The organism is Halogranum gelatinilyticum, from assembly GCF_900103715.1.
Taxonomy (GTDB): Archaea; Halobacteriota; Halobacteria; order Halobacteriales; family Haloferacaceae; genus Halogranum; species Halogranum gelatinilyticum.
In genome coordinates this window covers 272,522-291,252 of record NZ_FNHL01000003.1, presented here as the reverse complement: position 1 = coordinate 291,252, position 18,731 = coordinate 272,522, and the positions used below count along the sequence as shown (strand labels likewise).

Annotated in this window: 17 protein-coding genes; 11 read left to right on the top strand and 6 right to left on the bottom strand. The window is 65.4% G+C overall.

The window, feature by feature from the left end; genetic code table 11:
• Positions 1 to 39: 39 nt before the first annotated feature.
• The 7 genes from BLR57_RS12760 to BLR57_RS12730 all read left to right on the top strand — a co-directional run bounded on the left by BLR57_RS12760 (position 40) and on the right by BLR57_RS12730 (position 6,824).
• On the top strand, positions 40 to 780 hold the full coding sequence (locus BLR57_RS12760) for a proteasome assembly chaperone family protein (RefSeq protein WP_089698075.1): 741 nt from the start codon (positions 40 to 42) through the stop codon (positions 778 to 780).
• Positions 781 to 841: 61 nt separating this feature from the next.
• Positions 842 to 1,495: a nucleotide exchange factor GrpE gene (gene grpE / locus BLR57_RS12755; protein WP_089698073.1), complete on the top strand. Its 654-nt coding sequence runs from the start codon at positions 842 to 844 to the stop codon at positions 1,493 to 1,495.
• A gap of 257 nt (positions 1,496 to 1,752) precedes the next feature.
• Positions 1,753 to 3,642 carry a molecular chaperone DnaK gene (gene dnaK / locus BLR57_RS12750; RefSeq protein ID WP_089698071.1) on the top strand — a complete coding sequence of 630 codons (1,890 nt, stop codon included), beginning with the start codon at positions 1,753 to 1,755 and terminating at the stop codon, positions 3,640 to 3,642.
• A gap of 162 nt (positions 3,643 to 3,804) precedes the next feature.
• Positions 3,805 to 4,968 (top strand): molecular chaperone DnaJ, encoded by a 1,164-nt coding sequence (gene dnaJ / locus BLR57_RS12745; RefSeq protein WP_089698069.1) that lies wholly within the window; start codon positions 3,805 to 3,807, stop codon positions 4,966 to 4,968.
• A gap of 93 nt (positions 4,969 to 5,061) precedes the next feature.
• Positions 5,062 to 5,382, top strand: coding sequence for a cupin domain-containing protein (locus BLR57_RS12740; protein ID WP_089698067.1), 321 nt, complete (start codon positions 5,062 to 5,064; stop codon positions 5,380 to 5,382).
• Between the two features lie 125 nt (positions 5,383 to 5,507).
• On the top strand, positions 5,508 to 6,248 hold the full coding sequence (locus BLR57_RS12735; RefSeq protein WP_089698065.1) for an acyl-CoA synthetase family protein: 741 nt from the start codon (positions 5,508 to 5,510) through the stop codon (positions 6,246 to 6,248).
• Between the two features lie 48 nt (positions 6,249 to 6,296).
• Complete coding sequence (locus BLR57_RS12730) at positions 6,297 to 6,824, top strand: GNAT family N-acetyltransferase (protein ID WP_089698063.1); 528 nt, start codon at positions 6,297 to 6,299, stop codon at positions 6,822 to 6,824.
• Here BLR57_RS12730 and BLR57_RS12725 read toward each other — a convergent pair whose 3' ends face one another.
• Entirely contained in the window at positions 6,825 to 8,834 is a 2,010-nt protein-coding gene (locus BLR57_RS12725; protein ID WP_089698061.1) for an AMP-binding protein, read from the bottom strand. It lies immediately after the preceding gene.
• A gap of 112 nt (positions 8,835 to 8,946) precedes the next feature.
• Here BLR57_RS12725 and BLR57_RS12720 point away from each other — a divergent pair, with 112 nt between their 5' ends.
• Entirely contained in the window at positions 8,947 to 9,528 is a 582-nt protein-coding gene (locus BLR57_RS12720) for a GNAT family N-acetyltransferase (RefSeq protein WP_089698059.1), read from the top strand.
• A 32-nt stretch (positions 9,529 to 9,560) separates the two neighbouring features.
• Here BLR57_RS12720 and BLR57_RS12715 read toward each other — a convergent pair whose 3' ends face one another.
• Both BLR57_RS12715 and BLR57_RS12710 read right to left on the bottom strand, forming a co-directional pair.
• A complete protein-coding gene (locus BLR57_RS12715) occupies positions 9,561 to 9,815 on the bottom strand; it encodes a DUF8142 family protein (RefSeq protein WP_089698057.1) in 255 nt (84 codons plus the stop codon).
• A gap of 45 nt (positions 9,816 to 9,860) precedes the next feature.
• Complete coding sequence (locus BLR57_RS12710; protein WP_089698056.1) at positions 9,861 to 10,112, bottom strand: DUF7520 family protein; 252 nt, start codon at positions 10,110 to 10,112, stop codon at positions 9,861 to 9,863.
• Positions 10,113 to 10,249: 137 nt separating this feature from the next.
• Between BLR57_RS12710 and cdd the strand changes: the two genes are divergently transcribed.
• Positions 10,250 to 10,663: a cytidine deaminase gene (gene cdd / locus BLR57_RS12705; protein ID WP_089698054.1), complete on the top strand. Its 414-nt coding sequence runs from the start codon at positions 10,250 to 10,252 to the stop codon at positions 10,661 to 10,663.
• Positions 10,664 to 10,696: 33 nt separating this feature from the next.
• Here cdd and BLR57_RS12700 read toward each other — a convergent pair whose 3' ends face one another.
• Entirely contained in the window at positions 10,697 to 12,505 is a 1,809-nt protein-coding gene (locus BLR57_RS12700; RefSeq protein ID WP_089698053.1) for an L-aspartate oxidase, read from the bottom strand.
• A 188-nt stretch (positions 12,506 to 12,693) separates the two neighbouring features.
• Here BLR57_RS12700 and BLR57_RS12695 point away from each other — a divergent pair, with 188 nt between their 5' ends.
• Both BLR57_RS12695 and BLR57_RS12690 read left to right on the top strand, forming a co-directional pair.
• Complete coding sequence (locus BLR57_RS12695; RefSeq protein ID WP_089698051.1) at positions 12,694 to 13,524, top strand: nucleoside phosphorylase; 831 nt, start codon at positions 12,694 to 12,696, stop codon at positions 13,522 to 13,524.
• A 203-nt stretch (positions 13,525 to 13,727) separates the two neighbouring features.
• A complete protein-coding gene (locus BLR57_RS12690; protein WP_089698049.1) occupies positions 13,728 to 14,909 on the top strand; it encodes an NAD(P)/FAD-dependent oxidoreductase in 1,182 nt (393 codons plus the stop codon).
• Between the two features lie 198 nt (positions 14,910 to 15,107).
• Here BLR57_RS12690 and BLR57_RS12685 read toward each other — a convergent pair whose 3' ends face one another.
• Positions 15,108 to 16,784, bottom strand: a complete 1,677-nt coding sequence (locus BLR57_RS12685) for a sensor histidine kinase (RefSeq protein ID WP_089698047.1) — start codon at positions 16,782 to 16,784, stop codon at positions 15,108 to 15,110.
• 60 nt (positions 16,785 to 16,844) lie between these two features.
• The gene (locus BLR57_RS12680) at positions 16,845 to 18,446 is read right to left on the bottom strand and encodes a PGF-pre-PGF domain-containing protein (protein WP_089698045.1); all 1,602 of its coding nucleotides are present in this window, start codon (positions 18,444 to 18,446) and stop codon (positions 16,845 to 16,847) included.
• Between the last annotated feature and the right edge of the window lie 285 nt (positions 18,447 to 18,731).

Below are 18,731 nucleotides of genomic sequence, written 5' to 3'. Positions count from 1 at the left end.
GCCGACTGTTTTAGTAGCCTGCCACGCCTCGTGTCAACCATGGCGCGCATCAACGTTCTCGCAGACGACGTCACCCTCGACGAGCCGATGATGGTCGAAGGCCTCCCCGGCGTCGGTCTCGTCGGCAAGATCGTGGCCGACCACTTGGTCGACCGGTTCGAGATGACACACTACGCGAACGTCCACTGCGACGGCATCCCTCGCGTCGCAGTCTACACCGAGTCCGACACGGAACTCCGGACGCCCGTCCGGCTCTACGCCGACGAGGAGCGGGACCTGCTCGTGCTTCAGAGCGACGTCCCCATCCATCCGAAGGCGGCCGGAGAGTTCGCGGGCTGTATCCGCAGCTGGTTCGAGGAAGACGGCGTCGTGCCCATCTTCCTGAGCGGGATTGGGACGGACAAAGGAGACAGTGTCCCCACGCTCTACGGCGTCGCTACCGGTGAGGGACGGGTGCTCCTCGACGAGGCGGATATCGGCCATCCGTCCGAGATGGGGCTGGTGACCGGTCCGACGGGCGCGCTGATGAACTACGTCCTCGAACACGGCCTGACGAGCGTCGGTCTCGTCGTCGAGTCCGACCCGCAGTTCCCCGACCCCGAGGCGGCGCGCGTCGTCATCAAGAAAGGCATCGAACCGCTAGCAGACGTCGAGGTCCCCGTCGACACCCTCGTCGAGGACGCCGAGGAGATCCGCCGCGCCAAAGAGCAGTTCGCGAAACGGATGCAGGACGCCGACGACGAGAGCACGCAGGCTCAGCCGTTGCGGATGTATCAGTAACGGACCCCGAGGACGACCGGCATCTGCAACCCTTATACCTCGTCGGCCGTTTCTTCCGACCATGACAGACGAGACGCTCGACGCAGAACAGGCAGACGAGACGCCTGTCGACGACGAGGCGGAGCGCTCGGCCGACGCCGTTGCGGACGCGGAGCAGTCACCTGACGCCGCGGAGGCGGCCGAAGTCGACATCGCCGGCCGCGTCGCCGAGTACGACGACGAGCTCGCCGCCGAGGTCCGCGAACTCGAGAACCACGTCACGAAGCTCGAAGCCGAACTCGCCGCCCGCGAGGAGCGGATCGACGAACTGGAAGGGATGGTCAAGCGCAAACAGGCTGACTTCCAGAACTACAAACAGCGCGCGAAGAAGAAGCAGGCGCAGATCAAAGAGCGCGCCACCGAGGACTTCGTCGAGCGGGTCGTCACCGTCCGCGACAACCTCGTTCGCGCGCTGGACCAGGACGAGGGTGCCGACATCCGGCCGGGTGTCAAGTCGACGCTCGACGAGTTCGACCGCATCCTCGAGAGCGAGAACGTCGAGATCATCGACCCCGACCTCGGTGCGGAAGTCGACCCGCAGCGTCACGAAGTGATGATGCGCGTCGACAGCGACCAGCCCGAGGGCACCGTCGCCTCCGTCTTCCAACCCGGCTACGAGATGGCCGACAAAGTCATCCGCGCGGCGCAGATTACCGTCAGCGACGGCGGCGAATAACTCTCCCCGCCAGAACGCTCTTCTGACGTCCGCCCGACGCTTTCATCACGCTCAGCAGTTCACTACGTGGCTACCAGTCGTGTCACCACTGCGTTCCTCGTCAACACGGCACACCAGTCTCGCGGTTCGATATAAACCTCCCGAACAGTCTGTTCGAGGAGCGTGCGAAACCGCAAGACTGCAGCGACCTTCTCGTCCGACGCAGTTCGTTCCGTCTAGTAACCTTTAACCGCGGGAAGCCGGTATCTGGAAGCAACATGGCGAGCAACAAAATTCTCGGTATCGACCTGGGTACCACAAACAGCGCGTTCGCCGTGATGGAGGGCGGAGACCCCGAAATCATCGTGAACGCGGAGGGTGACCGGACCACCCCGTCCGTTGTCGCCTTCACCGACGACGGCGAGCGACTCGTCGGCAAACCGGCGAAGAACCAGGCCATCCAGAACCCCGACCGGACCTACCGGTCGATCAAGCGTCACATGGGTGAAGACGGCTACACCGTCGAGGTCGAAGGCGAGGACTACACGCCCGAGCAGATCTCGGCGATGATCCTCCAGAAGATCAAGCGCGACGCCGAGGACTATCTCGGCGACGACGTCGAGAAGGCCGTCATCACCGTCCCGGCGTACTTCAACGACAAGCAGCGTCAGGCCACGAAGGACGCCGGCGAGATCGCCGGCTTCGAGGTTGAGCGCATCGTCAACGAACCGACGGCGGCGTCGATGGCGTACGGTCTCGACGACGACTCCGACCAGACCGTCCTCGTGTTCGACCTCGGTGGCGGGACGTTCGACGTCTCGGTGCTGGACCTCGGTGGCGGCGTCTACGAAGTCGTCGCGACGAACGGGGACAACAGCCTCGGCGGCGACGACTGGGACGAGGCCATCATCGACCATCTCGCGACCGAGTTCAAGAACAACCACGGCATCGACCTCCGCGAGGACCGTCAGGCCCTCCAGCGGCTGAAGGACGCTGCCGAGGAAGCGAAGATCGAACTCAGCTCCCGCAAGGAGACGGATATCAACCTGCCGTTCATCACGGCGACCGATTCCGGCCCGGTCCACCTCGAACAGTCGCTCACCCGTGCGAAGTTCGAGTCGCTGACCGAGGACCTCATCGAGCGCACCGTCGGCCCGACGGAGCAGGCGCTCGAAGACGCAGGCTACGGTAAGGACGACATCGACGAGGTCATCCTCGTCGGCGGGTCGACCCGGATGCCGCAGGTTCAGGAGAAGGTCACCGAGATCCTCGGTAAGGAGCCGAAGAAGAACGTCAACCCCGACGAGGCCGTCGCACTCGGCGCGGCCATCCAGGGTGGCGTCCTCGGCGGCGAGGTCGACGACATCGTCCTGCTGGACGTGACGCCGCTCTCGCTCGGTATCGAGGTCAAGGGCGGTCTCTTCGAGCGACTCATCGAGAAGAACACCACCATCCCGACCGAGGAGTCGAAGATCTTCACCACGGCCGCGGACAACCAGACCTCCGTGCAGGTCCGCGTCTTCCAGGGCGAGCGTGAAATCGCCGAGGAGAACGAACTGCTCGGCGAGTTCCAGCTCTCGGGTATCCCGCCGGCTCCGGCTGGCACGCCGCAGATCGAGGTCGGCTTCAACATCGACGAGAACGGGATCGTCAACGTCGAGGCCGAGGACAAAGGCTCCGGCAACGCTGAGTCCATCACCATCGAGGGGGGCGCGGGTCTCTCGGACGACGAGATCGAGCGGATGCAGGAGGAAGCCGAGCAGCACGCCGAAGAGGACGAGGAACGTCGCGAGCGCATCGAGGCGCGGAACAACGCCGAGGGCGCAGTCCAGCGCGCGAACAAGCTCCTCGAGGAGAACGAGGAGCAGGTCGACGACGACCTTCGCGCGGACATCGAGGCCGCAATCGAGGACGTCGAGGCGACGCTCGAAGACGACGACGCCACGACCGAGGAACTCGAAGACGCGACCGAGAGCCTCTCGAAGGAACTGCAGGAGATCGGCAAGCAGATGTACCAAGAGCAGGCCCAGGCGCAGGCTGGCGGTCCCGGCGGTGCCGGTCCGGGCGGCGCCGGTGGCATGGGCGGCATGGGTGGCGACGCCACCGACGGCGGCGACGAGTACGTCGACGCCGACTTCGAGGACGTCGACGACGAGGAAGAGAAGTAAGTCCTCGCGCTGACCGTCCACGAGAGCCGTCACAGCCGACGAATTATTCGCTCTCTCTTTCGCAATTGACCACGACCGATCAGTGCCGACGGTATCTGTCGTCGCGGCAACGTCGCAAGCGCGCTTTTGAAGTAGCTCCACCGATAACCGATTCGGTAACTGATGAGCGAGGACTTCTACGACGTGCTCGGGGTCTCCCGGGATGCCGACGAGGACGAGATCAAGAAGGCCTACCGAAAGAAGGCAACCGAGTACCACCCGGACGTCAGCGACGACCCGAACGCTGAGGAGAAGTTCAAGAAGGTCAAGAAGGCCAAAGAGGTCCTCAGCGACGAGGAGAAGCGCTCGGCGTACGACCGCATGGGCCACGACCGCTTCGAGCAGGCCGAGAAGCGCGGCGGCTTCGACGGCGGTGGCGGTGGCCGTGGCGGCGGCAACCCGTTCGGCGGCGGTGGCGGCATGGGCGGGGGGATGGGCGGCTTCGAGGACATCTTCAACAACCTGTTCAACGGCGGCGGCGGCCGCGGCGGGCAGGGTAACCGCCCGCAGCAGGGGGCGGACCTGCGGACGCGGCTCACCATCGACCTCGAAGACGCCTTCGAGGGCGTCGAGAAGAGCCTGACCGTCACGCGTCCCGAGCGGTGTCCCGACTGCGACGGCGAGGGCCATCCCGAGGACGCCGATGTGGAGACCTGTCCCGAGTGTAACGGGCAGGGCCAGACGACGACGGTCCAGCAGACGCCGTTCGGTCGGATGCAGCAGACGCAGGCCTGTCGGAACTGTGGCGGCGACGGCAACCTCTACAGCGAGACGTGTGACAGCTGTGGTGGCGACGGCCGCGTCCGCAACGAGGCGACGCTCGACGTCGAGATCCCCGCGGGTATCCGCGACGGCCAGACCATCCGGATGGAGCGCGAGGGCGCGCCCGGCGAGAACGGCGGTCCCAACGGCAATCTGCTCATCGAGGTCCACGTCGAGGAGAACGAGCAGTTCCGTCGCGAGGGCGACGACCTCCACTACCAGCATCCCGTCTCGTTCCCGCAGGCGGTCTTCGGCGCGACCGTCGAGTTCGAGACGCTCGACGGCACCGTCGAGATGGACGTCCCCAGCGGAACCCAGAGCGGCGAGACCTTCCGACTGAAGGGCAAGGGGATGCCGCGACTCCAGCGTCGTGGCTCCGGCGACCTCTACGTGCAGGTGCAGGTCGTCACCCCCGAGAACCTCAACAAGGAGCAGAAGAAGGCCCTAGAGAAGTTCGCCGAAGCGGGCGGCGACGAAGTCGAGGTCAAAGAGGGCTTCTTCGAGAAGATCAAGAACTCCTTCTAAGCCGCTCCCGACGGGACTCCATCTTCGCCGCTTCGCCGCTTTCGGCACAATTCTGCACCAATCTACTTGCCGTGTGCGCGTGAACCACGTCACATGGCGCACACGAAAGCTCACTACAGCGACGTCGACCCCGTCGGCGGCGGAATGTACTTCCTCCGAGACGCGCTCGACTGCGAGAGCCTCGGTCTCACCGTCGTCGACGCCGATGCCGGGTGGGAGGGCAAAGAACACGACCACGTCGAATCCGACCACGAGGAGGTCTACCTCCTCGTCGAGGGCGAGGGGTCGATCACGGTCGACGGCGAGACGCTCGACCTGTCGAAGGGTGACGCCGTCCGGGTCTCCCCCGACGCGTCCCGACAGATCCGCGCGGGCGACGTCGACAGCACGTTCGTCATCGTCGGCGCGCCGTAGCCTTCTCTTCGTCCACCGCAGCCGTCCACCGCAGTTGTCCACCGCAGTTGTCCACCGCACTCGCCACGGACGTCGCGTGCGGCGTGTCCGTCGGTCTTTTGTCGGTCTCAGCCCAACGGCGAGTCGTGAACACTCTCGGAGACCTCGTCGCCCGCGAGCGTCGGTCGTCGGCGACGGCGCTTTCAGTCCCAGCGCTCGACCGCGACTACAGCTACCGCGACTTCTGTACCACCGCGTGGAAGGCGGGCAACTTCCTCGGCTTTCTCGGCGTCCGCGGTGGCGGCCGGGTGGCTGTCGAGCCAGACCTCCTCCCCGAGCCGCTCCTGACCGTCTTCGGGGCCGCGCTCCACGGCGCGACGACGACCTTCGACACGAGCGACCCTGACGTCCGAGCGCTCGTCGTTCCACAGGACCGAGAAGGCGACTTCGAGGACGTGCCGGGGACCAAACGTGTCGTCTACGGCGGTCCGCCCTCGGACCCCGGCGTCTCTCACTGGGAGACGGACGTCTGGAGCGAGAACCCGACGTTCCCGCCGACGCCGGTCGACCCCGAGACGGCCGCTCTCGACGTCGACGGCGAGGCCTACAGCCACCGCTACCTGCTCGACGTGGCCGCGACTGTCGTCGACGACGCGGACCTCACCGAGGAGGACGACGTCGTCGTCCGCGGTTCCATCGCCGACGTCGATGTCTTCGTCGCGGGCGTCCTCGCGCCGCTGTCGGTCGGCGCGACGGTCGTCTTCCCGGACGATGACGACTGCGGGTCGCAAGGAACCGTCGCCGTCGTTGGCGACACTGACGAGACCGAGACGGACGTCGCCGACGCGCCCGAAGACCACGTCCTCACCGCGTCGGACGTGCGTTGATAGCACAGCTCACTGAGCTATTTCACCAACCCGGTCGTCCGCTCGGCCATGGCCGACACCACTGTCGTTTCGAGCGAGCGCGTCTCGCTCCGTCCCGTCGAACGCGACGACGCCGAGTTCATGCAACGCTCGACGACCGACCCGGAGATTCGCGTCCCGCTCGGCTCCACACAGCCGAGCAACAGCCACCAGAGCGAGACGTTCATCGAGGAGACGCTCGAAGGCGGCGACGGTGTTTCGCTGGTCGTCGAGACCGACGACGAGTCTATCGGGCTGGTCGCCGTCAAGAGCCTCGACCAGGCGCGGCCGGAACTCGTCTACTGGCTGGTCCCGGAGTACCACGGCGAGGGCTACGGGTCCGAAGCTGTCGGCCTCTTCGTCGACTACCTCTTTCGGACCCACGACTGCCGCGGCCTGCACGCTCGGGTCTTCGACTTCAACGACGGCTCACAGGATGTCGTGAGGGGACTCGGCTTCACCGAAGAAGGGCGGTTCAGAGAGGCTCGCTTCGTCGACGGCGACTACGTCGACGTCGTTCACTTCGGGCTGCTGCGCCGCGAGTGGCAGGCGCGGTAGTTACTTCGCGTTCTCGATCTTTTCTAACGCTTCGGGGTTCTCGATGCTGCTCATGTCGCCGAGGTCTTCGCCCTGATAGAGCGAGGAGATGGCGCGGCGGATGATCTTCCCCGACTGGGTCTTCGGGAACTCGTCGACGAACAGCACCTCACGCGGGCGGAACGGCTTTCCTAACTCCTCGCCGACGAGTGCCCGCAACTCCTCGCGGAGGTCGTCGCTCTCCGCGACACCGTCTTCGAGCACGACGTAGGCGACGACGGCCGTTCCGGTCGTGTCGTCGGGGACGCCGACGGCGGCGGCCTGGTTGACGGACTCGTGTTCGATGAGCGCGCCTTCGACCTCGGCGGGACCGACCTTCCGGCCCGCGACGTTGAGCGCGTCGTCGGCGCGGCCGTGCAGGAACCAGAAGCCGTCTTCGTCCTTCTGTGCCCAGTCGCCGTGGTCCCAGAGGTCCTCCCAGGTCGACCAGTAAGTGTTCAGATACCGCTCGTCGCCCTCCCAGAGCGACTTCGTCATCGAGGGACACGAATCACGGGCGACGAGGAAGCCGCGTTCGTGGTCGTCGGCGACGGACTCGCCCTCGGAGTTCACGATGTCGATGTTCATCCCCAGTCCCGGCCCACCGAGCGAGCAGGGTTTCAGCGGCTGAGTCGGCATGGGCATGAGGAAGCAGCCGCAGATTTCGGTGCCGCCGGAGATGTTGATGATGGGTGCTTCGCCGCCACCGACGTTCTCGTAGAACCACTGCCAGGATTCGGGGTCCCAGGGTTCGCCGGTCGAGCCGAGCAGTCTGAGCGACGATAGGTCGTGCTTTTCGATCCACTCGTCGTCGTACTTGCGGAGTGCGCGGATAGCGGTCGGCGAGATGCCGAAGGTGGTGAGCTTGTGGCGGTCGATCATCTCCCAGAAGCGGTCGGGTTCGGGGTGGTCGGGCGCGCCCTCGTACATGAAGATGGTTCCGCCGAACGTTTGGTTGCCAATCAGCGTCCACGGTCCCATCATCCAGCCGATGTCCGAAACCCAGAAGAACCTATCAGAGGGCTTCTGGTCGAAGCCGAAGTGGATTTCTTTCGCTGTTTGCATCTGGACGCCGGCGTGGGTGTGGACGATGCCTTTCGGTTTTCCTGTGGTCCCTGAGGAGTACAGCAGCATCGACTCCTGGTCCGAAGGCAGTTCCTTGGTATCGTAGGCGTCGTCCTGCGTCTCGATAGCGTCGGCCCACCACTCGTCGTGGTCAGCGTTCCACGGCACGTCGACGGTGCTGCCGTCGTTGCTGGCACCCAATCGGTCGAAGACCACAGTGTGCTCGACGTGACCCGCTTCGTCGATGGCATCGTCCGCGGCTCCCTTGAGCAGAATCTCGCCGCCACGACGCTGGAAACCGTCGCCAGTGAAGAGGACGGAACACTCTGAGTCTTCGATTCTCGTGGCTGTGGCGTCGACACCGAAGCCCGAGAAGATAGGCACCGCGATGGCACCGACTTTGAAACAGCCGTAGAGGATAGAGATGACTTCGGGGACCATCGGCATATACAGCCCCACTGTATCGCCCGTCTCGATGCCCGTCGATTCGAGGTAGTTCGCGACCTTGTTGGCCTGGCGATGCAGTTCGTGGTAGGTCACCTCGCGGACGGTACCGTCTTCGCCCTCCCAGATGCAGGCGACCGTGTTGCGTTTCTCGCTATCGACGGCTGCGTGGCGGTCGAGCGTGTTGTGGGCGATGTTGATGCGGCCGCCGGGATACCACTCGGAGAACTGTGGGCCCTCGGAGTCGTCGCGGACGGTCTCGTAGTCCTCGTAGAAATCGATGCCGAGATAATCGACGAGCTCGTCCCAGAACCATTCGACGCCGCTCTCGTCGACGCCTTCGACGTCGTGGCAGGTCCGTTCGATGAGTTCGTCGTAGTCCTCGATACCGTACGTCTGCATAAACTCCCAGACGTTCGTCGACTCCACGAACGACTGGCTCGGCTCGTGGACGACCTCGTCGATGTCGGGTACCGTGGTCATATCTGAGGGTTCCGACGCCGGTGACAAGTAGCTTTCCGCACTATCGTCCGTGTTGGTCCCGTGACTCCACGACGGCAAACGGTTTTTGCCGACGTGGCTGTTACTGTCAGTCATGTACGTCCGCGATGCCAAGAACCGAGACGAGGTGTGGCTGCTCGACCACATCGAGGCGATGGGACTCGACGACGCGGCGTTCCGGTCGCGCGACTACGTCATCGCGGTCGACGAGGAGACGAACACCCGAGTCGGCTTCGGCCGCATCCGGCTCCACAAGGCCGACGACGGCGACTCCTGTGAGCTGACCGGCATCGGCGTCCTCGCCGACTGGCGGGGGCAGGGCGTCGGCGCGCACGTCGTCGAACGCTTGCTCGGGAAGGCCGCCGCCGACGGCTTCGACGACGTCTACTGCATCACCGACCAGCCGAACTATCTCCTCCAGTTCGGCTTCGAGCCGCTCGATTCGAGCGACCTCCCCGAACCGCTCGCCCGTCGCCACGAAGAGAAACGCGAGTCGCTCGACGAGACGGTCGTCGCGACGCACATCGCTGTCGACGACTTCGAGATGCCCGAGGGGCTTCGCGAGGCGTTTAAAGACGCCCAACCAGTCGCAGAAGAACCCGAACCCGAGGAGTCGGCGGAAGATTTCGGTATCGACCCGGAGAAAGCGACCTACAAGTACGACACCGGGCGGTGAGACGCCTGCGTTGGTGAGACGCCTTACGCGGCTTACGTCCGGTCTTCGAGGAAGTCGGTACTGAAGACGATCCACGCCAGCACCGTACAGAAGAGGATGGGCGGGAGAATCGCGAAGCCCCAGAGGGGGTCCATCCCCCAGCCGAGAATCAACGCGACGTCGGCGAGCCCGATACCGAGGAAGGGCGCGACGGCGAGGGCGGCGCGTTTGCGGTTCCGGCCCGAGGACTCCTCGGTCGGGTCGGCCGGGTCGGGGGACGCCTCTCGCTCGCTCGTGGAGGTGGCCATATCCTCACTCCGTACTGGAGGGGCAAAAGAACCGCGTTCTCTCCGCTACACGTCGTCGTAGCGCGAGGCGAACTGCACGGCCGCGAACAGTCCGCCCATGACGACGCCCGCGAGTACCATCCCGTAGAGCGCGACCGACGCCGGAGACGTCGGCAGCGCGAGCGTCCCGAACACCTCGAACGTCGGCGACGACTCGGCACTGTTCGAGCCGACGAAGAAGCCGATGATTCCGGCGAGCACCACTACGACACCAGCGACAGTCAGGAGCACGCGTCGCCCGGTGGGTTCGTCGTTCACGTCTCCGGGTCGGGACCGTGTGCTATAGACTCTTTCTCTCTCGGTCCTGTTCGCGCGCTCCGTCTCTGTCGTCTCCGCCGTCTCCGTCGTCTCCCGCCTCCGGGACGTATAAACACCCCCTCGCTGTAGCATTTCCCATGCCAGAAGACCTGATTCAGCAGGCCCGCGACGTCCTCGCAAACGCCCACGTCCCCTACTCGGAGTACCGCGTCGGCGCGGCGCTCCGCGCCAGCGACGGGACCGTCTTCGTCGGCTGCAACATCGAGAACGCGAACTACTCGAACAGCCTCCACGCCGAGGAAGTCGCCATCGCCGAGGCCGTCAAGAACGGCTACACCGAGTTCGACCGCCTCGCCGTCTCCTCGGGCGTCCGCGACGGCGTCACCCCCTGCGGGATGTGCCGCCAGACGCTCGCGGAGTTCTGCGACGAGGACCTCGTCGTCGTCTGCGACGAGGGCGACGAGGAGACGACGGAGTACGTCCTCGGCGAACTGCTACCGAACACCATCTCGCTCGGGACGCTCGAAGCCGCGAAAGAACAGCAGGAGTAACTGAGCGTCGCTCGTGCGACGCGGGGAGAGAGATTATTCGAGGTGGTGGTAGTCCAGTTCGTGGCCCTCGTCGATTGCCGCCTGGACTTCCGGCGACGGCTCGCCGACGCCCCGCGTCGTGAGTCCCATCCCCGTGTCTCCGCGGTCGACGAGGATGTTTTTGCGCCACGTCTCGTCTGTCTCGGTGAAGTCCTCACGGAAGTGCGCGCCGCGGGACTCCTCGCGTTCGAGCGCGCCGCGAAGGATCGCTTCGCCGACCGTGAAGGTGAACGAGAGGTCCACCGCGTACTCGAAGGCGAGACTCGTCCGGTCGCCGTCGACCCGGAGGTCGGCGGTCCGCTCGCGGAGGTCCTGTAGCCGCTCCAGCCCGGCTTTCAGGCTCTCCTCGTCGCGCAGGATGCCCGCGTGCTCCCACATGAGTTCGCCAAAGGCCTCGTGGAGTTCCTCCGGCGTCACGTCGCCGTCAGAGGTCTCCAGCCCTTCCAGTGCCGCGAACTCCCGCTGGGCGAGCGCGCGCATCCCGCCGGGGAGTTCGGGCGTCTCACCCGTCACCTGATTGGCGACGTGGTCGCCGACGAGCTTGCCGATGGCGACCGTCTCGGCCAGCGAGTTGCCGCCGAGACGGTTCGCGCCGTGGACGCCGGCGACCGTCTCGCCGACGGCGTACAGCCCCTCGACACCCGTCTCGCCCGTGTTGAAGTCAATGTCGACGCCGCCCATCGTGTAGTGGGCCGTCGGCGCGACCTCAACCGGTTCTTCGGCCATATCGACGCCAAGGCTCTGGAACCGCTCGTACATCCGCGGCAGTCGCTCCTCGATGAAGTCGCGGTCGCGGTGGGAGATGTCGAGGTAGACACCGCCGTTCTCGGTCCCCCGCCCTTCGCGGACCTCCTGGGCGATTGCACGGGCGACGACGTCGCGGGCGTCGAGTTCCATCTGGTCGGGCGAGTAGCGTTCCATGAACCGTTCTCCCTCACTGTTGAACAGCCGTCCACCCTCGCCGCGGACGGCTTCGGTGACGAGTCGGCCGCCCCACTCCTCCTCCCAGTCGGGGTCTTGGACCATTCCGGTCGGGTGGAACTGGACGAACTCGGTGTCCAGCAGGCTTGCACCGGCTTCGTATGCCAGAGCGGGACCGTCGCCGTTGTTCTCGTCGTCGCGCGAGGAGTGGCGGTTGTAGATGGCACTGAACCCGCCAGCCGCCAGCACGACGTGTTCGGCGGTGAAGACGACGAAGTGGCCGTCCTCCATGTCGTAGCCCGCCGCGCCATAGACGCGCGAGCCGTCGGAGAGCAGCCGGGTGACCATCACGTTGTCGCGGTACGGGATCTCCAACTCCTGGGCCTTCGCGACGAGCGTTTCGAGGATGGCCTCGCCCGTACGGTCGCCGACGAAACAGGTCCGCCGGAACGACTGCGCGCCGAAGTAGCGTTGGTTGATCTTCCCGTCCTCGGTGCGGTCGAAGGGCATCCCCCACTCGTCGAGTTCGCGGATGCGGTCGGGCATACCCTTCGCGACGAGTTCGACCGCGTCCGGGTCGTTGATGAAGTGGCCCTCGTCGTAGGTGTCGGCGGCGTGGACCGTCCAGTCGTCCTCCTCGTCGAGAGAGCCGAGTGCGGCGTTGATGCCGCCTGCGGCCCACGTCGTGTGTGCGTCACCGTGGTCGCGCTTGCCGATGACGAGCGGCTCGACGCCCGCCTGTTTGAGCGAGATGGCCGTCCGTGCCCCGGCGGCACCCGCACCGACGACGAGTACCGGGACGGTGACCTCCTCGTACTCGACGTTCTCGGTATCGACGCCCTGTACCGCCTCTTCGGGTACCGACGGGTCTGTGGGTGTCATGGTGACCTCAAACGAGTCTCAGGGTTGGACGGACTTGAGGGCTTCGCGCGTGTGCGCGCACGTGCGCGTAAACCGGCAAAACTGAACTGGGCGTTCCCCACGCCAGTCCGCGCCGACCTGTCCCCGCCGAAACACGACGCAAACCGATGGACAAACGCTTTCACACCGTCTTTCGTCACTTCTGTATCATGGTCAAGGACACAGACGCAAGCGAAGACCCGAACCAGGGCTTCCAGTACCACGTCGAACTCGAAGAAGGCGACGTCGCCAACGCCGTCCTCCTCCCCGGCAACCCCGAGCGACTGGACAAGATCACCCCCTTCTGGGACGACCACGAAGAGGTCGCCTACCACCGTGAGTACCGCACGGCGACGGGGACCTACGAGGGGACGCCCATCTCCGTCACGTCGACGGGTATCGGCAGTCCCTCTGCCGCCATCGCGCTCGAAGAACTCGCCCGCGTCGGCGCGGACACCTTCATCCGCGTCGGCTCCTGCGGCGCGCTCCAGCCCGAGATGGACGTCGGCGACCTCGTCATCACCTCCGGCGGCGTGCGCCAGGAGGGGACGAGCAAGGAATACGTCCGCGAGGAGTACCCCGCCGTCGCCGACAAGGAGGTCGTCTCCGCACTCGTCGCCGCCGCCGAGCGCCTCGGCCACGACTACCACGTCGGCCTGACAATGAGTGCCGACTCCTTCTACACCGGCCAGGGCCGCCCCGGCTTCGAGGGCTTCCGCGCGCTCGGCAGCGAAGACCTCGTGAAGGAACTGCAGGACGCGAACGTCAAGAACATCGAGATGGAGGCCTCCGCGCTCCTCACCATCGCCAACGTCTACGGTCTCCGCGCCGGTGCGGTCTGCTCGGTCTACGCCAACCGCGTCACCGGCGAGTTCCGGACCGAAGGCGAGACGAAGTCCGCCGAGACGGCCAGCCTCGCCGTGAAGCTCCTCGCGAAGATGGACGCGGTCAAAGAAGAGGCGGGCGTCGACCACTGGCACGCCGGGCTGTCGCTGGAGTAGTCGCCGTCGCCGGAGACGTCGCCCCCGAGGAATCTCGATTCGAATCGCGACAACAGCCCACCCATCTCACGGCAACAACCCACCAAACCACGGCAACAGTCCACACACCGAACCGCCGTTCTCGGCCGTGTACGGCAACATCTGCCGCGGACGTGTAAGCCCGTTCCAAAGCCCATTTATCCGAGGGCTTCGCAGGTCCGTCTATGACTACGCAGGTCGTCGTTCTCGGCGCGGGCTACGCCGGTGCCGGTGCCGTGAAATCGTTCGAGAAAGAGATCGCCGACGGTGAGGCCGAACTGACGTGGATCTCCGAGGAGGACTACCATCTCGTCCTCCACGAGGTCCACCGTGTCGTCCGCAACCCGGCCGTCGAAGAGAAGATCTCGATTCCGGTCGACGAGATCAAGTCGCCCTCGACGGACTTCGTCAAGGGCCACGTCGCCAACGTCGACACCGACGAGCGCGTCGTCGAACTCTCCGACGACAGCTCCGTCGAGTACGACTACCTGCTCGTCGCGCTCGGCAGCGCGACGGCCTTCTACGGCATCGAGGGCCTCGAAGAGTATTCGCTCACCCTCAAGGGTCTCGACGACGCTCGCGAGATCCACCAGCAGGTCAAGGAGGCCGCCGAGGCTGGCTCCCGCAGCGAACCCGCACAGGTCGTCGTCGGCGGTGCCGGTCTCTCGGGTATCCAGTGCGCTGGCGAGATCGCGGAGTTCCGCGACACCCACCGCGCACCGGTCGACATCAAGATCGTCGAAGGGCTCGACGAGATCTTCCCCGGCCAGGATCCCGAGGTCCAGGGCGCGCTCCGCAAGCGGCTTCAGGAGGCCGACGTCGACATCCTCACGGGCGACTTCATCTCGAAGGTCGACGAGGAGACCATCTTCCTCGGCGGCGGCGAGGACGAAGACCCCGAAGAACTCGACTACGACGTCCTCGTCTGGACCGGCGGTATCACGGGCCAGGAAGAAGTCGCCGACGCCGAGGTCGACAAGGACGAGCGTTCGAACCGCATCTTCGCCGACCAGGACTTCGGGACCTCCGACGACCGCGTCTTCGCCATCGGCGACTCCGCGCTCGTCGACCAGGGCGACGACAACATCGCGCCGCCGACCGCCCAGGCGGCCTGGCAGGCAGCAGACGTCGCTGGCGAGAACCTCGCGCGCGCCGTCCGCGGCGGCCCGCTGAAGACCTGGACCCACAAGGACAAGGGGACCGTCGTCTCCGTCGGTGACAAGGCCGTCGCCCACGACGTCCAGGGCGTCCCGATCAACACCTTCGGCGGCCCGGCCGCGAAGCTCCTGAAGAAGGGGATCGCGACGCGCTGGATCGCCGACGTCTCCTCCGTCAAGCGCGCCTTCGACGCGTGGGAGGATATGTAACGCGACGACGCTAACGCTCCATCTCTCGACTTCGGTTTCTCTCGCGGTTCTCTGTCTCTCGCGGTTATTCATCTCTCGCGGTTCTCCGTCTCTCAGCTTCTCGATCTCTCTCGTTGTTGTCTACGACTCCGGACGCTCCTTGCCCTCTGCCATCTCAAAACAGGTCGCACCGTCGTTCCGTCACCGCCGATCCCGGTGTTACTTCGCTACGGACTCTTCAGCTCTCGGCGACTCTCCAGTGTCGTCCGGCCCCGCTCGTGGGACGACGAGCGTGACGACGGCACCGTCGTCGTCGTCCTCGGCGAAGTGGAGGTCGCCGCCGGAGCGTTTGGCCGTCCAGTAGACGAGCCACAGCCCGAGTCCCTCTCCGTGTTCTAACGGCGTCTCGCGGCCGCTCTCCAACACCGCCCGCTGGTCTGTCGGGATGCCCGGACCGTTGTCCGACACGGTGACTTCGACGACCTCCTCGCCGTCGGCCGTCGTCGTTCGGACGTCGATGTCGACCCGGCGGTCCGCGTTGCGGTTGTGTTGCAGTGCGTTCCGACAGAGTTCGTCGATGGCGAGTTCGAGCTGTGGGTTGGCCAGCGCGTCGGCCGTCCGCTCGACCGAGGCAGTGACGGTCGCGTCCGGGTGCGCCGTCCGCAGCTCGTCGACGAGTTCCTCGACGGCCGCGGCGACGTCGATGCGTTCGGTCATTGATTCGTCGCTGTCGATGACGCCTTGCAGTCGGCGGGCGGTCTCACTCAGGCGCAACAGCCGTTTCGCGTGGGTTTCGATGGTCGACAGCTGTTGTGTGCCGTCCGCACTGGAGTCTCTGCTCAACTCCGCGTAGCCGAGGATGACCGACGTGCTGTTTCGGACGTTGTGCCGGAGGACCCGGTTGAGGACTTCGAGTCGCTGGCGACGCTCCTCCAACTCCGCTTCGTGGCTCGCGATGGCCTCGACGAGTTCGTTGAACCCTTCGCTTATCTCACGCCACTCGTCGCTCGCAGTCAACGACACCCTCGACTCGAAGTCGCCGTCTCGGACGCGCTCGAATCCGTCGAGGAGTGCTTCGGTCTGGTTCAGGGTCGTCTGGTACTCCCAGCGGCCGAAGGCGGCGACGAGAAACAGCACGAGTGCGATGCTGATTCCCTGAAACGTCTGGAGGTCGTTGACGAGCTGGTTCGTCGCCGTCACGTCGCGGACGACGGTCACCTGCCAGCCTGTCGAGGGGACCGTCGCCGACGCGGACAGCTCTTCGTCGAAGGTCTGTGTCCGCTCGTGGAGGACCATCTCGTCGCTGCTGACGACGACAGCCTGCGACTCGTCGCCGGTCGCTTCGACCGGCCCGAAAAGCGTTGACGTGTCGGCGTATATCCCGGCGGAGAGAGCACCGACGACCGTCGACCGGTTGTAGACCGGCGCGCTCATCACGACGACCGCGCGCTCCGAGCCGTCGGCTCGCTGCGGCTGCGCGATGTAGAGTTCGCCGTCGAGCGCGGCACGGATGTGGGCTTCGTCGGCGACGTTGCTGCCGATGACCGCCCGACGCTGCGTCTCGGTCACGTCACCGTGGAACTGACGCACCGTGCCGTTGGCGTCGACGAGCTGGACCGCAAAGAAGCGCGACGTCTCGAGAAACGCCCGCAGGAAGCTTCCCGCCTCGTCGAACTCGCGGGCCTCCGGTTTCGACGCCATGTATCCGAGGGTGTCGGCCTTCTCGGCGACGACGCCGTCGATCTGGTGTGCCGTCAGGCTGGCGACGTCTTCGACGTCGGCGCGCTCCTGCTCGACCAGTTGTCCTTTGTACAGTTCGACGCCTCCGTAGACGCTCCCGCCGAGCAGGGCTGCGGCGAGTACCAACACGAGGAGGAGTCTGGCGCGGAGCTTCATCGTTGACTTGAGAGAGATGTGTGACAGTCAGTCACGATACCACAGAGACCGTCTGCCTGTTCATCGCCGCTTCACCCTGATGGCCAATAGCGTTCCGAGGACGGCCACCGCACCGAGACCGAACCCGACTCCCGGTGCTGCGGTCTCCGTGATTCCCGGTCCGTCCGTCTCCGCCGCTCCCGTCTCTCGTTCTCCCGCCGCTTGCGTCGTCTCCCCGGTCACCGCACGGCCGCTCGCCGCGTCGACCGAGACGGTTCCGGCCAAGACGTCGTTGACGTGGAGTTCGTACTCGCCCGTGCGGTCGAGCGTCCGGGCGAACCGGACGCTCCGGCTCCCGTCGGCTGCGACCGTGACGACGCGCTCGTCGACGACGGCACCGTTCGACACGAGTTTCGCGTGGAACGGCCCGTCGGCACCGCCGACGTTGTGAATCAGGACGTCGACGCCGACGGTGTCGCCGGCGGCCGCGTCGGTCGTGCTGACCGACGGGCGGTCCATCTCGAACTTCGGCCGCTTGACGCCCGTCGTGAAGTCCGAAAGCCCCGGCGAGACGGCGACGAAGACGTACTCGCTCGCGGTCTCGTCTTCGAGACGCGTCGCCAGCTCCGTCCACTCCCCGTCGTGGTAGCGGTAGAGCGCGATGGCCTCGGGGCGAGCGTCCAGTGCGGCCAACTTGGCGCGCTCCAGTCTGAAGGTAAACTCGACGCGCTCGATGTCGGCGTCCGGCACCGAGTGGTTGACCCGGACGTATCCCGCCGCTTCGGCACCGTCGCCGGAGTCGAACGCGGGTGCGTCGTCGAGTCGGTCGTCCGTCGCGGTGACGTTCATCGTGAATCCGCCGTCGCGAGTGACCGTCACGTTCAACCGGTCGACGCTGACGCCGGGTTCGACGTCGTCCCACGCTCGGGACTCGTCCGCCGGACCGCGCTGCACGTCTCGCAGGTCCAGCGTGACTCCCGTTCCGGCAGTCGCATTGTCGACGCGGAAGTCGACCTGCGTCGGCCGTCCGACCGACTTCCCTCGCGTCGCGACGACGGTCGAACGGTCACGGGCCGTCTCGGAACGCCTGTCCGCAGCGACGCCACGCTTGGACTCGTTTGCCGAACCACGGCCGTTTCCTCGGGCACTCTCGTTCCGGTTGTCGGCGGCGTTGTCGTTCTGGTTGCCGTCGGCAGCGTTGTCGTTCCGGTTGCTGTCGGCAGCGTTGTTGCCCTGATTACCGTTGCCAGCATCATTTTGCTGGCTATCGGCAGTGTTGTCGTTCCGGCTGTCGGCAGCGTTGTCGTCCTGATTCCCGTTGGCAGCACTGTTCTGATTACCGTCGGCACCACCGTTCTGCTTGCTATCGGCAGCGTTAGCAATCTGCTTGTCGTTGGCGGCGTTGTCGATCTGCTTGCTGTTGGAAGGGGTGTTCCCTTGCTTGTCGTCGGCACCGCTGTTCTGCTTACTGTTGGAAGGGGTGTTCCCCTGCTTCTCGTCGGCACCGCCGTTCTGCTTGTCGTTGGCGGCGTTGTCGTTCTGTTGACCACCCGTCTGCTTGCCGTTTCCTCTCGCGCCCTCGTCGTCCGAAGGACCTGTCGAACTCGTGCCACGTTCCGCATCGCTCTGTACGGTTCCGACCGATGACGCTTCCGCTCCGGGGTTGGTGTGAGCGGTACTCACACCTGGGATTTCGACGACATCGCGGACGACTGGAACGGCCGAAACCTGCCCAATGAGTAACGATAACACGAGGCAAATAGCCAGTAACCGACCCACGCGGGGGAGTCGACCGCTCATCTCCCCTCCCGGATGGATCGGTCCGAAGCCGCGGCTCGGCACCGCCACGGACGCGCGACAATCCCACTCTCTCCTTCCGTCATTTCAGTTGATACTCCTCTCTCGTGGACTCTCTTAACTGTTGTCAGAAAATCTATTTTTTGCACCCGATACAGCGCTATCTTCGCT

Bases quoted from the DNA above. Each gene is read 5' to 3' on its own strand.
- BLR57_RS12760 (WP_089698075.1), top strand. From the start codon at position 40: ATGGCGCGCATCAACGTTCTCGCAGACGACGTCACCCTCGACGAGCCG.
- grpE (WP_089698073.1), top strand. From the start codon at position 842: ATGACAGACGAGACGCTCGACGCAGAACAGGCAGACGAGACGCCTGTC.
- dnaK (WP_089698071.1), top strand. From the start codon at position 1,753: ATGGCGAGCAACAAAATTCTCGGTATCGACCTGGGTACCACAAACAGC.
- dnaJ (WP_089698069.1), top strand. From the start codon at position 3,805: ATGAGCGAGGACTTCTACGACGTGCTCGGGGTCTCCCGGGATGCCGAC.
- BLR57_RS12740 (WP_089698067.1), top strand. From the start codon at position 5,062: ATGGCGCACACGAAAGCTCACTACAGCGACGTCGACCCCGTCGGCGGC.
- BLR57_RS12730 (WP_089698063.1), top strand. From the start codon at position 6,297: ATGGCCGACACCACTGTCGTTTCGAGCGAGCGCGTCTCGCTCCGTCCC.
- BLR57_RS12725 (WP_089698061.1), bottom strand. From the start codon at position 8,834: ATGACCACGGTACCCGACATCGACGAGGTCGTCCACGAGCCGAGCCAG.
- BLR57_RS12720 (WP_089698059.1), top strand. From the start codon at position 8,947: ATGTACGTCCGCGATGCCAAGAACCGAGACGAGGTGTGGCTGCTCGAC.
- BLR57_RS12715 (WP_089698057.1), bottom strand. From the start codon at position 9,815: ATGGCCACCTCCACGAGCGAGCGAGAGGCGTCCCCCGACCCGGCCGAC.
- cdd (WP_089698054.1), top strand. From the start codon at position 10,250: ATGCCAGAAGACCTGATTCAGCAGGCCCGCGACGTCCTCGCAAACGCC.
- BLR57_RS12700 (WP_089698053.1), bottom strand. From the start codon at position 12,505: ATGACACCCACAGACCCGTCGGTACCCGAAGAGGCGGTACAGGGCGTC.
- BLR57_RS12695 (WP_089698051.1), top strand. From the start codon at position 12,694: ATGGTCAAGGACACAGACGCAAGCGAAGACCCGAACCAGGGCTTCCAG.
- BLR57_RS12690 (WP_089698049.1), top strand. From the start codon at position 13,728: ATGACTACGCAGGTCGTCGTTCTCGGCGCGGGCTACGCCGGTGCCGGT.
- BLR57_RS12685 (WP_089698047.1), bottom strand. From the start codon at position 16,784: ATGAAGCTCCGCGCCAGACTCCTCCTCGTGTTGGTACTCGCCGCAGCC.